Here is a 12,352-nt window from a genome sequence, read left to right on the forward strand (position 1 = left end):
AGAAGTGCTTGAACGCGCTTGCCGCGGTGATGTGATGACGATGGCACTAGAAAATGCACAAACCCAGTTGCAACAGCTGTTTGCGCTAACTGGCGCAGTAGTGACGGTCACCACGCAAGGTGCGGGTTCATGTCAGCTGCCACTTTCAAGCTCATAATACTGATGAATATGGTTAAATAGTAAAGTTTTAGCAAAAAAGCTTTATATCGAATCAACTCTTATAAAGCCTTTTTTGCTATTCATTTTTTAAATTCAGCAATCGCTAGTTGTCGTGCGGCTTTATGCTCGACCATTGGCACAGGATAATCAATGTTGGCAAACTTACCACCCTTTGCCAATGCTTGTCGCATTTTATCTTCGCTATGTAAAATGCTGGTAGGAATTGGTTTTAATTCAGGTAGCCAAGTCTTAATAAATATCCCCTCAGCATCATGGGTTTTAGCTTGGCTAAAGGGGTTCATAATACGGAAGTAAGGCGCAGAATCCGTACCTGTTGAAGCGCTCCATTGCCAGCCGCCATTATTTGACGCAAAGTCGCCGTCTATCAGCTGCTGCATAAAGTAACGCTCACCTAAGCGCCAATCAATCAATAGGTCTTTGGTCAAAAACATCGCTGTGACCATGCGCAAGCGATTGTGCATAAAGCCCGTCGCATTGAGACAGCGCATCGCTGCATCGACCAATGGCACGCCAGTTTTTCCTTCACACCAAGCCGCAAAATCATCTTGATGGTATGACCAGTTAATCTTGGTGTCTGTTTCATGTTTATAAGCTTGATGGTGTATCAACGCTGGTTTTTCGACGAGTACATGACGATAAAAATCTCGCCAAGCAAGCTCGCTTATCCAGCGATTAATGTCATCATTATCGCCATCATTACCATGTAGCTCTTCTTGTGCTTTAGATGCCTGTAAGTAGCAAAGTCTGGGGCTGATTGCGCCAATGGTCAGATAGGCTGATAACTGACTGGTAGCATGTAAGCTGGGTACATCGCGACTCACATCATAGTTATCAATATCTTCAGCAATGAATGCTGCTAAACGCTTTCGAGCAGCATTTTCACCAGCAGGATAAGCGCTACGAGCGTACTCAAGCTGGGTGTCCATATTGATATACTGGTAGTTTTCAAGACTCTTTAAATATTGTTGATAGTGACTGACGGTCTCTTTGCCCAAGGCTTCGATGTCTTCAATCGTATTGGCGCATGCCTTTGATGACTGTAGATCAATTTTATTATTATTGATGGTAAGGGCGTTATGTATTTGTATATCACCCACCTCCAAGGTATGCCGCCATTTCTTATAAAATGGGGTAAATACCTGTTACATGCTATCGTCATTAGTAGTGATGCTTTGCGGTGGCAAGATACATTGGTCATGCCAGCGGATAAATTCAATATCCGCTTTTGCAAAGTGTTTGTGCAATGCTTCGTCACGTGTAATCTCATTGCCTTCATATTCGTGATTCGCCATGACACAGCAGATATTATTTGCGGTGCACAAGTCAATTAAGTTTGCATTACAGTTAGCAAAATCTGCCATAACTTGTACGGTCAACTTTATATTTAAGTGCGTTTGTAGGTCGTTTGCTAGGATAGGCAAGGTGCGGGCGATATGGTCAAGCTGGGCTAATGACATATCATGTGCTTGCCATTGCTTAGGAGTGAGAAAAAATACGGCACTGACCAGAGCGTTATCTTCGTTTGCGCGTTCACAGAGTGCCGCTAGAGCGGTATTATCATGGATTCGTAGGTCGCGGCGGAACCACATAAGATAGTGAGGCTGATTTATAGTGACGTTTTCACCATTACTATTGGTGTTTTTTGCATCTGCTGCCGTTGCTTGAGACATTCAGGAATCCTTATTTTAATCAATCGCAATCATAAGCAAAACTATGAATAAAAGTATGCTAGGATAAGTTTTTGGATGCAATTGATTTGCCATTCAATTAACAAATTATCATACTTAGTTTTGACGTTGGCAGGTAGTATTTATCGCCTGCTATTATTTTAGCCAAGCTAATTTAGCCATTTCATACTCAGCGTCATATTTAAGGTTGCATCATGCAGGTTAAGTTTTGTGGATTTACTCAGCTTACTGATATTCAAACTGCCGCTCAATTGGGTGTGGATGCGGTTGGCTTAGTGTTTTATCCGCCAAGCCCGCGTGCTGTGACCATCGAACAAGCACAGACTTTGAGCGCCGCTGTACCCGCTTTTATCACTGTGGTCGCTCTAGTAGTCAATATGGCTGAAGATGAGTTGATGACATTGGCAGATAATGTACCTTTCGATGTCATACAATTTCATGGTGATGAAACCCCTGAGCAGTGCCGTCAGCTAGCAAGTACTGTAAATAAACGTTGGATGAAAGCGCTGCGTATCAATGCCGAGCAAGATACCACTGCGAGCGTGAGAGCGCAAATCGATACGTTTGCAGCAGCAGGTGCCAGTAGTATCTTACTTGATGCGTATCATCAGCATAAATATGGTGGTACGGGCGCGCGCTTTGATTGGAGTTTGATACCGCAAGATAGTTCGCTACCGATTGTATTGGCAGGTGGACTGACTACTGATAATGTCACTGCGACTCGTGATTTGCCTATTTATGCAGTCGATGTCAGCGGCGGGATTGAAGTTGATAAAGGCAAAAAAGACGCGGCTAAAATGCGTGCCTTTATGAAAGCGGTAAAACACGATCGATGGCAAAATAATAATGCTAACCAAGTGAGTAGTTTTTCCTAGAGTTATTCCAAACACCTATATTTACGCAAGAAAATAATCATTCTAAAAATACCACTTCTTACAGTAGGAATTACCATGAGTCATGTCGCTAATAAAGATTTATCTACCACTGCTAAAGCCATTAATACTTTTACCAATCCAACAGACGTACAAGATTTCAACCAGTATCCAGATGCGCGCGGACATTTTGGGGTACATGGCGGACGCTTCGTTTCTGAAACCTTGATGGCGGCACTAGAAGAGCTAGAAGCGTTATATACCAGAGTAAAAGCCGACCCCGCGTTTTGGGAAGAGTATCACAATGACTTGGTCAACTATGTCGGTCGCCCAACACCGCTTTATCATGCCAAGCGTTTGAGTGATGAGATTGGCGGTGCGCAAATTTACTTTAAGCGTGAAGACTTAAACCATACTGGCGCTCATAAGGTCAATAACACCATTGGTCAAGCACTCCTTGCCAAAATGAGTGGTAAAAAACGTATTATTGCAGAGACTGGAGCGGGGCAACATGGCGTTGCGACGGCGACGATTGCTGCGCGTTTGGGACTTGAATGTATCGTTTATATGGGCGCTGATGATGTTGAGCGTCAAAAGATGAACGTTTACCGTATGCGCTTGCTTGGTGCGACAGTTGTGCCGGTGACGTCTGGTTCACGTACATTAAAAGATGCTATGAATGAAGCCATGCGCGACTGGGTTACCAATGTTGATAGCACCTATTATATTATCGGTACGGTTGCCGGTCCGCATCCTTATCCGTTACTGGTGCGTGATTTCCAAGCGATTATTGGTAAAGAAGCGCGTATTCAACATTTACAAATGACTGGTAAATTACCAGATGCGTTGGTCGCTTGTGTCGGTGGTGGCTCTAACGCTATTGGTCTATTCTTTGACTTCCTAAATGATACTGATGTCAAAATGTACGGTGTTGAAGCGACAGGCGATGGTATTGAAACGGGTCGTCATTCAGCACCACTTGCAGCAGGTCGTATTGGTGTTTTACATGGCAATCGTACTTACCTGATGGCAGATGATGAAGGTCAAATCCAAGAAACACATTCTATCTCAGCTGGTCTTGATTATCCCGGTGTTGGTCCTGAGCATAGCTTCTTAAAAGACATGAAGCGCGTTGAATATGTTGGCTGTACCGATAAAGAGTCGTTAGAGGGCTTCCATGAAGTCACACGTAAAGAAGGTATCATTCCGGCGCTTGAGTCTGCCCATGCGGTTGCTTATGCACTGAAGCTGGCTAAAACCATGACACCTGATCAAACCATCATTGTCAATATGTCAGGGCGAGGTGATAAAGATTTGCATTCAGTGATGAAAGCAGAAGGAATTGAGTTGTAGTCGCCACTTTTGCAAGTTTTTAAATCATTTTTTATAAGAGAAATTGCTTAGTGTCCTTTGTTTGATATATCACTTAAATAAACTATTTCATCTTTTCAAGTCAGATGCTAAGAGCCAATTTATAACAATTAAGAGATCACTATGACCCGTATTGAAAGCACCTTTGAGACCCTAAAGGCACAAAATAAAAAAGCACTCATCCCTTATGTGATGGCAGGCGATCCCAATCCTACTAACTTTGTTGGCTTGCTACATGACTTAGTGAAGCACGGCGCCGATATGATTGAAGTTGGCTTACCATTTTCTGATCCAATGGCAGATGGTCCGACCGTTGCTCTGGCAGGCGAGCGAGCGTTGGCTGCAGGTACCAGTACTCGTGATGCGCTAAAAATGGTCAAAGAGTTCCGTCAGCAAGATACGCAGACGCCAATTATCCTCATGGGTTACCTCAATCCAGTAGAGATTATCGGTTATGACAGTTTCGTGGCGCTATGTGAGCAGTCAGGGGTTGATGGTATTTTGATGGTTGATTTGCCACCAGCAGAAGCGGGTAGCTTTACTCAGCATTTAACTGAGCATTCGATGAATGAGATTTTCTTATTATCGCCAACTACTTTACCTGAGCGCCGTGAGCAAGTATTAACCCATTGTGGCGGGTATATCTACTACGTGTCTTTGAAAGGTGTGACAGGCTCGGCAACGCTAGATACTGACGATGTTGCAAGACGAGTACAAGCGATTAAAGCAGAGACAGATCTGCCAGTGTGTGTTGGTTTTGGTATCCGTGATGCTGCCTCTGCCAAAGCAATTGGCGCTCATGCGGATGGTATTATTGTTGGTAGTGCATTGGTGCAGAACTTTGCTGATATTGATGCTAATGATGCCACTGCTGTTGCTAACGCTCAGCAAAAAATCATGGCAAAAATGGATGAGCTACGCGGTGCACTTGATGGTTTAAGCGCCAACTCAAGCAATTAAGGCAAGTTATCGTCACAATATTTATAACAATGTTTATAAAGACACAGGCAAATGGCTTTGCTAAAGTTAGTTTACGTGTGTAAACTAACATCACATATAAATGGTTACAATAACGCATGAGCGTGCCTTATGACTGCTCAAGTTATAAGGGTTTGTGACGATTAAATTGACTCTTAGGGACAAGTGCATAAGTGAGCTTGCCAATAAGCTTTAGATAATGGCGAATAATATGACTGATACGATAACAAAATCTGATACGACTAATGGTGCAACTAGCCCGCAGCCGAATGGTACTATGGCTGGTCAATCATGGTTTGAGCGCCCGATACCGGGTATCAAACAGCAACTGACGGCGCAATTAACTGCGGTAGAGACAGAACCCTCGACAAAATGCAGCAGCTGCCATTCTGTCATTACCAATACAGCGCTGATCTTCAACTGCTATGTATGCCCGCATTGCGACCATCATTTGCCAATGACTGCTCGTGAGCGCTTAAACTGGTTACTGGATCAAGTAGAAGGTGAGCTTGGGCAAGAGTTTACCGCTAAAGATCCGTTAAGATTTGTAGACAGTAAGCCATATCCGCAGCGTATGATAGAAGCACAAGAAAAAACCAAAGAGAGTGAAGCGCTGATTGTTCTATATGGCAAATTGCGCAATCTTGATGTGGTTACTTGTGCGTTTGATTTCCGCTTTATGGGTGGCTCTATGGGCTCAGTGGTTGGCGATCGTTTTGTGCAAGCGGCTGAAAAAGCCCTTGCAGATAGAGTGCCGCTAGTTTGCTTTGCTGCCTCTGGCGGCGCGCGTATGCAAGAAGGCTTGTTATCATTGATGCAAATGGCAAGAACAGCAGCAGCGATTGAGCGTTTAAGAATTGCTGGTATTCCATATATCGTGGTGCTAACTAATCCTGTCTACGGTGGCGTCACTGCTTCTTTAGCGATGCTGGGTGACGTGCATTTGGCGGAACCAAAAGCAATGATTGGCTTTGCTGGCAAGCGGGTGATTGAGCAGACTGTACGTGAGACATTAGAAGAGCCGTTCCAGCGTGCTGAATTCTTATTAGAGCATGGTGTGGTCGATGAAGTGGTACATCGTCATCAAATGATTGATACTATTTATCGTTTGCTTGCAAAAATGTGCCATGTGCCTAACGTGAACGCTCAGTAAACAGTAAAACGCATGCTAAATTGTTAAAGCGGTTTAACTTTAGCCGCTGTTTAATAATTTAGCAGCATAATGATTTAGCCGCGTGCTAATATCTGCCAAATATGTAAAACTAACGAATAGCATTTATCGTGAATAACGGTAAATGCTATTTTTGCTTTGTGGCAAGCCCGTTATGCCTTTCATATTTATCCATATTAGTTGCATCTTTTACGATACGCGTTATCTTTTATCTCAAACTTCGATATAGGTTTTGTCCATGTCTGATTCTTTAGTGTCTCACTCTAATAGCCTTAATAACAGCAGCCCAAATAACACCTCCAGCTTAACTGAATGGCTCAATTATATGCAGCATATTCATGTCTCAGCGATAGACATGGGTTTGTCACGCGTACTGCCAGTTGCTGAGGCATTGGCCGTGGTACAGTCAGCCAAAGATGATGCTTATGTATTTACGGTGGCAGGCACCAATGGGAAAGGGTCAACGACAGCGGTTATCGCTCAGATGTGTCAAGCCGCAGGATATAAAACGGCACTATATCAGTCGCCACATCTCAGTGTTTTCAATGAACGGGTGCGCATCAATGGCGAGATGGTCAGCGACGAAACCTTGATTAATGCCTTTAGTAAGGTAGAAGCCGCGCGCCTAAAATGCGATTTAACCTTGTCGTTTTTTGAGATGACAACATTGGCTGCTTTACTGATATTTGCTGAAGCAGACTGTGATGTATGGGTATTAGAAGTAGGGCTCGGCGGTCGCTTAGATGTGGTCAATATCATTGATCCTGATATGGCAGTGATTACCAATATCGCTATCGACCATGTTGATTGGTTGGGTGATAATGTAGAAGCCATCGGTGCGGAAAAAGCAGGTATTTTACGTGATGGTATTAGCGTGATTTACGGTGCTGCAGAGATGCCCAATAGCGTACAGCAGACTATTGATAAGCATCAGGCAACTTGTTATCAAGTCGGCAAGGATTTTAGTTACCGCGAAAATGATGCAAGCACTTGGCAATACAGTAATGCCGCTGTGACTTTGCAATTGCCACGCCCAGCGCTGTCATTGACCAATACTGCCAATGCTTTATCAGCGGTGCTTGCCAGTCCATTAGAAATAGATATCGATGCTATCGAGCAAGCGCTACAGACGGTCAAGCTTGCTGGTCGCTTTGATTATCGTGAAGTGTATGAACGTCAATGGTTATTTGATGTGGCACATAATGAGCAAGGTGTTGAGTTTTTATTGGCGCAGTTATTGCCGCTATGGCAACAACATTTGGCAAAGAAAAATACTGCTAGTCAACATAGCGCTACACAACCAACCATCAAAATTCTGTTTTCTATGCTAGGCGATAAAGATATCGATAAAGTGGTTCAGCGTTTGACGACAGCAGGTTTGCCTATTAGCGATTGGTTTATCGCCGAAATTGATTATCCACGCGCTGCTACTACCGAGCAGTTGCAAGGTATCTTGGCAAAGTATATCAACAGCGACCAAATCCATACGTTTGCGCGTTTGCCAGAAGCAACTAATGCCGTGGTAGACAGCAGTCAGCCACAAGACTTAATTGTCGTCTGCGGTTCTTTCCATACCATAGGAGAGGCATTGTCTACACTTGAAACGCGATAATTTACGTTAGAATAGTGACTGTTTGATGTTAGCCTTAGTAATAGCGTGGTGGCAGACAGCATGAAAAATATGCTTTATAATCAAAGTGCTTGAAACAAATGGCATTACTGTAAAACAGATGAATGTAACCGGCGCTAATAATGGCTGCTTAAAGTTATCAACATAATAGCTCTAAGATGACAGCTGCGCCGCCCAATCAACCTTATTACCAACTAAGAGACGTAAACGGATGAACTTTTCGAGACAAGCCTTATTGGGCATTGGGATGATTCTAGGTGGTAGCGTGATGCTATACGCCATGGTGCAACAGATTGGTGATACCAATAAATCACAGCCAGCGTCAGCAATGATAGATAAGCCAAATGCTGAGCCGACATCTGCGCAGCCATTGACGATAGATATTGAAACAGAAAAACGTATCTTGGCACAAAAACAAAAAGAGCGTGCTGCTCGCGTTGCAGAACAAGAAAAGCGTGCGAAGCAATTCTTAACTGAACAAGAAGAGGCAGAAGCGCAAGCATTGGCAAAAGCACGCGCTGAAAGTCAGCAATATATGGCGAGCACCACACCGAGTACCAATGAGGATGCGACTAAGAACACGCTTGCAACACCCGTATCGGCACCTGCTAATGCAGATAATTCCACCAATTCTGCTAACAGTGCTGAAGCAAGGAAAAAAGCACTAGCGGAGCAGCAGGAAGCTAAAAGACAAGCGGCTATTAAAGAGCAGGCTGAAGCCTTAGTTGCTGCGCAAAAAAAGCGTGAGGCGGATGAAGCCGCAAAAAAAGAGCCGCCTAAGTCGTCCTCTGATTATCAAGTCAAAAGAGGCGATGGTTTGATCAAGCTGGCACGTCAGTACAATATGCCGGTAGAAGTATTAGCCCAAGCGAATAATCTCTCACCGTCGACATCTTTACATCTCGGTCAAACCATTACGATTCCATCGCGTAAGCAGGTAGAGCGCTTAGAGCGTGAAGCCGCTAATGCTGAGCAGGCACGTGAAGCAAGTCGTCAAAAAGAAGAAGCGTTGGCTAAAAAATCGGTGGATGCTAAGCGAGAAGCTCAGAAAAAACTCAGTGAAGCCCGTAAAGAAGTCAAAGAAACCGATGCTAAAGGTAGCTTTGGGGTACAAGTAGCATTGGCAAACGATCAAGCCAAAGCGAATGAGATGGCAAAAAAATTCCAATCAGCAGGCTATCAAGTTAAGACCAGCCCGACCAGTCGCGGCGTACGAGTTATCGTCGGTCCTGAGCGCGGTAAATTGGCGGCATTGGCTTTAAAAGATCAGATTAATAGTGACCCTAAAGTGAATACCACCAGTGCTTGGGTATTATACTGGCGCTAGATATTGTTAAACTGCTAAACACATGATAATGAAATAGCATCTAAAATCTTAATGAGCGTTACTTCACTTATTATCGTTTAATACCTTTATGATTAAAACACGACATCTATTGTCGTGTTTTTTATTTTAGTGTTTGTCCATTTGCTCATATTTAGTTACGATGAGCGCCGATTTTTCGTTTCTCTCTGTATAACCTGTCAGCCCATAAGGGTCGACCTGCTGCAGCTAAAGGTAGTTTGTTATGTTGGCTAGGCTAGCATAGTAAGCAAGCTATCTAACTGCTTTGATACTGTATAAGGTAAAACCATGTCATTTGGCGTTATGTTTTTAATATTGGCAGTTGGCTTTTTGGGGCTGATAACCTTACCAAAACTATTTTCTAATAAACAAGTTATTGAGCCAGATCCGCCGCCTGTACGCGGTGATGAGTTAGCTATTTGGCCATTTGCGCCTATGCCTATCATGACCGCTACCGAAGTGATATTTTTTAACAAGTTAAAGAATGCATTGCCAGAATATCATATCTTTGTACAAGTCCAGCTATCACGGATTATCGAGGCGAATAGTAATGAGACGTCTGAGCGCAGCTTTTGGTTCAATCGTATCTGCCGTCAAAGTGTTGACTATGTAATCGTTGATATCGATGCTCAGACTACCTTGGTTGCCATTGAACTTGATGATTGGACGCATAACAGTAAGGCACGACAAAAAGCAGATGACAAAAAAGACAAAGCACTTGCCAGTGCAGGCATTGCAATCGTGCGTTTTCATGCGGAGCGCATGCCGAGTGCCGACATGCTGAGATATGAGCTCATACAGGTGATTGAGAGCTATTAAGATTAGGATAAATGACAATAGGTTTATCGCCTGCAAAGTATAAACCTGCTTTTAATATACTGTCTTCAGCATAGATGATTGACGACTGACGTCCATCATAGAAGTCGCGTTTGCTGAACCATTCGATATAATGAGCAGCGCGCAATGTATCAATGTTTATCTTTGCAAGATTGAGATTGTCATCCTTATCGCACCATTCGTGCATGGGAAAACTTGGTGTGAGCCAAGTCGGGTAATCAAAGCCCTTGGTATTTATCGGCAAAAAGAACCGCCCTTTTATCACCCCATAACGCTTATCAATTTTAATTTGTCCATGCTTCTCAGTATTGACCCAAATGCTATCAAACTGCTTGGTTTGCATGTGGGTCATTTTACGCTGTAGATTGTCATTGGAATTGATACCAACCCAGTTTTCAGGCTCAAAAGGTGCTGATCCCATAAAGAACTTAATCGCAAGCTCCCAATGTTCGGTGAGCTTTTCCTCATGATTATACAAAATCAAATCAAGCTCGCCAGTCGTCTGTTTGCCGTTAAAAAGTTGCACGTTATTAGCCAGTGTCTCATACGGATGCAAGTTGCGTGCAAAGCCATCTTCTAACCAAAATGACAATAATCCCTCAAAGTGAAAGCCCAAACGATTAGGGCTGGGACGTTTTAATAAATAGCGGGTCAGCGCCTGATAGTCATTGGTTGTATCCAATTCTTTTAAACGCTGCTGATATGCCTCAAATTGCTGTTGCCAAAAGCTTGCGCTATGTACTGAGATAGCATGAGTGTTTTGGTGGGGCGCAACGTCAAGCCATTTAGTCAATACGTTTGGGCAAGCCAACACATACGCCAAATCACGCACATAAGGTCGCTGGTAAGCTTCCCAAGGCGCATAAGTGGCATGAGTTTCGAGAGCAGCAGGGCGTGGCGCGCTAAGCTCAGACATAGATCAAACCAGAGTAAACGTAAAGTATTTACCCTAGCGGCTCGCTTGTTAAAAGTCTATAGGCAATCGTAATATGTTAAGATTATCGTCATCTAGCGGCATACATTTTGCCAACCTATATTAATAATAATGAGGGTTAAATTATGAAATATCTTTTACAAGTCGACTTTCCTTATAATGGCCCTTTTGGTAGTGAATTTTTCGACGCTATGAAAGAGCTAGCCGAAGATATTGCTACCGAGAACGGCTTGGTCTATAAGCTATGGACAGAAAACGAAGAAACGCAAGAAGCGGGCGGTATTTATGTGTTTGATAACTTAGAAGATGCCAACAGATATTTAGATAAGCATAGCCAAAGGCTGACTTCATTTGGTTTTAAAGACATTAAATCTAAAGTATTTGTCATCAATGAAGCGCTAAGTGCGATTACTAAAGCATCTTTGTAATACTCAATAAAGAGTAATTAAGCATAAAAAAGCCAGTCACTGGATTCAATGGCTGGCTTTTTTATGTGTGTAGATAATTCTTCCTTTAGGTAAATAGTAAAGATAGAGCTACGACATTATCGTGAGTGTATCAAGATGTGCATTAGACTGCTTGATTAAGTCTTCAGTTAATTGTTGACCTATATTCGCAAGTTTTGTAGCACGTTCAGTATGTCCAGTTTTAATAGCTTCTTGTATAGATAAGAGTAATGCGTTAACTGATTCTAGATCTGCTATAACGGTTTCAAAATGGCTAGATAAGTGATGCTTTTCGGTAGCACTGAGTTTGATATGATTAACAGTATTGTTTGTGTCTAACTTTTTAGGCACAGCCAATTCTTCTGAAGTCATCATGATCCAATTAACGTCGATATCAAACTTACGCGCGACTTTTATAGCTCCCTGATTAGATATACCTCGTTTTGACCAATTGGTAATAGTAGCAGGTGTTGTTTCTAGGGCATGTGCTAATTCAGATGGCTTTAAGCTGGTCTGTTGAAAAACGCGAGCCATAGTAGGATGTATGTTTTTCATTGAAAAAACCTATATAAATTATAGCTCCTGCCTAATGTCTTATATCTAAAGTCACTTTATTACCATCCAAATTTAACCCAAAAAAAAGCCAACCATTATAAATAATGATTGACCTTATTTTACTTCTGTCTTTGGTCGGAACGGCAGGAAGTAAAGTAAAGCCTGTATGCCTTTTAATATATGGGTTTTATAATTTCACATATTGACGATACCAACAATAATACCAACAATCGTTTTTAATAATGCCCTTTTTTAGCTATTTGAGGATTCATTAAGGATTATTTGTAATTGTTTGCATCATTAAGGTTCTGCCCAATGTGCCAGCAACTTAATAATACTATTAAT

Annotated in this window: 12 protein-coding genes; 8 read left to right on the forward strand and 4 right to left on the reverse strand. The window is 42.7% G+C overall.

Going from position 1 to position 12,352, the window contains the following annotated elements; genetic code table 11:
• Positions 1–239: 239 nt before the first annotated feature.
• Together VLN09_RS00600 and VLN09_RS00605 are read right to left on the reverse strand one after the other, a co-directional pair.
• Positions 240–1,277 (reverse strand): deoxyribodipyrimidine photo-lyase, encoded by a 1,038-nt coding sequence (locus VLN09_RS00600; protein ID WP_325243101.1) that lies wholly within the window; start codon positions 1,275–1,277, stop codon positions 240–242.
• 45 nt (positions 1,278–1,322) lie between these two features.
• Positions 1,323–1,850, reverse strand: coding sequence for a deoxyribodipyrimidine photo-lyase (locus tag VLN09_RS00605; protein ID WP_325243103.1), 528 nt, complete (start codon positions 1,848–1,850; stop codon positions 1,323–1,325).
• Between the two features lie 212 nt (positions 1,851–2,062).
• On the opposite strand from VLN09_RS00605, the gene VLN09_RS00610 reads away from it, so the two are divergent.
• From VLN09_RS00610 to VLN09_RS00640, 7 genes are all read left to right on the forward strand, one after another.
• Complete coding sequence (locus VLN09_RS00610) at positions 2,063–2,743, forward strand: phosphoribosylanthranilate isomerase (RefSeq protein WP_325243105.1); 681 nt, start codon at positions 2,063–2,065, stop codon at positions 2,741–2,743.
• A 75-nt stretch (positions 2,744–2,818) separates the two neighbouring features.
• Positions 2,819–4,093 (forward strand): tryptophan synthase subunit beta, encoded by a 1,275-nt coding sequence (trpB, locus tag VLN09_RS00615; RefSeq protein ID WP_325243107.1) that lies wholly within the window; start codon positions 2,819–2,821, stop codon positions 4,091–4,093.
• Between the two features lie 141 nt (positions 4,094–4,234).
• Positions 4,235–5,071 (forward strand): tryptophan synthase subunit alpha, encoded by an 837-nt coding sequence (trpA, locus tag VLN09_RS00620; protein ID WP_325243109.1) that lies wholly within the window; start codon positions 4,235–4,237, stop codon positions 5,069–5,071.
• A 217-nt stretch (positions 5,072–5,288) separates the two neighbouring features.
• The gene (gene accD, locus VLN09_RS00625) at positions 5,289–6,242 is read left to right on the forward strand and encodes an acetyl-CoA carboxylase, carboxyltransferase subunit beta (RefSeq protein WP_325243111.1); all 954 of its coding nucleotides are present in this window, start codon (positions 5,289–5,291) and stop codon (positions 6,240–6,242) included.
• A 256-nt stretch (positions 6,243–6,498) separates the two neighbouring features.
• The gene (gene folC, locus VLN09_RS00630) at positions 6,499–7,872 is read left to right on the forward strand and encodes a bifunctional tetrahydrofolate synthase/dihydrofolate synthase (RefSeq protein WP_325243113.1); all 1,374 of its coding nucleotides are present in this window, start codon (positions 6,499–6,501) and stop codon (positions 7,870–7,872) included.
• Positions 7,873–8,101: 229 nt separating this feature from the next.
• Positions 8,102–9,217 (forward strand): SPOR domain-containing protein, encoded by a 1,116-nt coding sequence (locus tag VLN09_RS00635; RefSeq protein ID WP_325243115.1) that lies wholly within the window; start codon positions 8,102–8,104, stop codon positions 9,215–9,217.
• Between the two features lie 306 nt (positions 9,218–9,523).
• Positions 9,524–10,054, forward strand: coding sequence for a DUF2726 domain-containing protein (locus VLN09_RS00640; protein ID WP_325243117.1), 531 nt, complete (start codon positions 9,524–9,526; stop codon positions 10,052–10,054).
• Here VLN09_RS00640 and VLN09_RS00645 read toward each other — a convergent pair.
• Positions 10,029–10,988, reverse strand: coding sequence for a DUF1853 family protein (locus VLN09_RS00645; RefSeq protein ID WP_325243119.1), 960 nt, complete (start codon positions 10,986–10,988; stop codon positions 10,029–10,031). The two genes, VLN09_RS00640 and VLN09_RS00645, sit on opposite strands and share 26 nt — an antisense overlap.
• Positions 10,989–11,131: 143 nt before the next feature.
• On the opposite strand from VLN09_RS00645, the gene VLN09_RS00650 reads away from it, so the two are divergent.
• Positions 11,132–11,434 carry a monooxygenase gene (locus VLN09_RS00650; protein WP_325243121.1) on the forward strand — a complete coding sequence of 101 codons (303 nt, stop codon included), beginning with the start codon at positions 11,132–11,134 and terminating at the stop codon, positions 11,432–11,434.
• A 108-nt stretch (positions 11,435–11,542) separates the two neighbouring features.
• On the opposite strand, the gene VLN09_RS00655 is transcribed toward VLN09_RS00650, so the two are convergent.
• Positions 11,543–12,007, reverse strand: a complete 465-nt coding sequence (locus VLN09_RS00655; protein ID WP_325243123.1) for a hypothetical protein — start codon at positions 12,005–12,007, stop codon at positions 11,543–11,545.
• Positions 12,008–12,352: the final 345 nt, after the last annotated feature.

This window comes from Psychrobacter sp., assembly GCF_035469765.1.
Lineage (GTDB): Bacteria > Pseudomonadota > Gammaproteobacteria > Pseudomonadales > Moraxellaceae > Psychrobacter.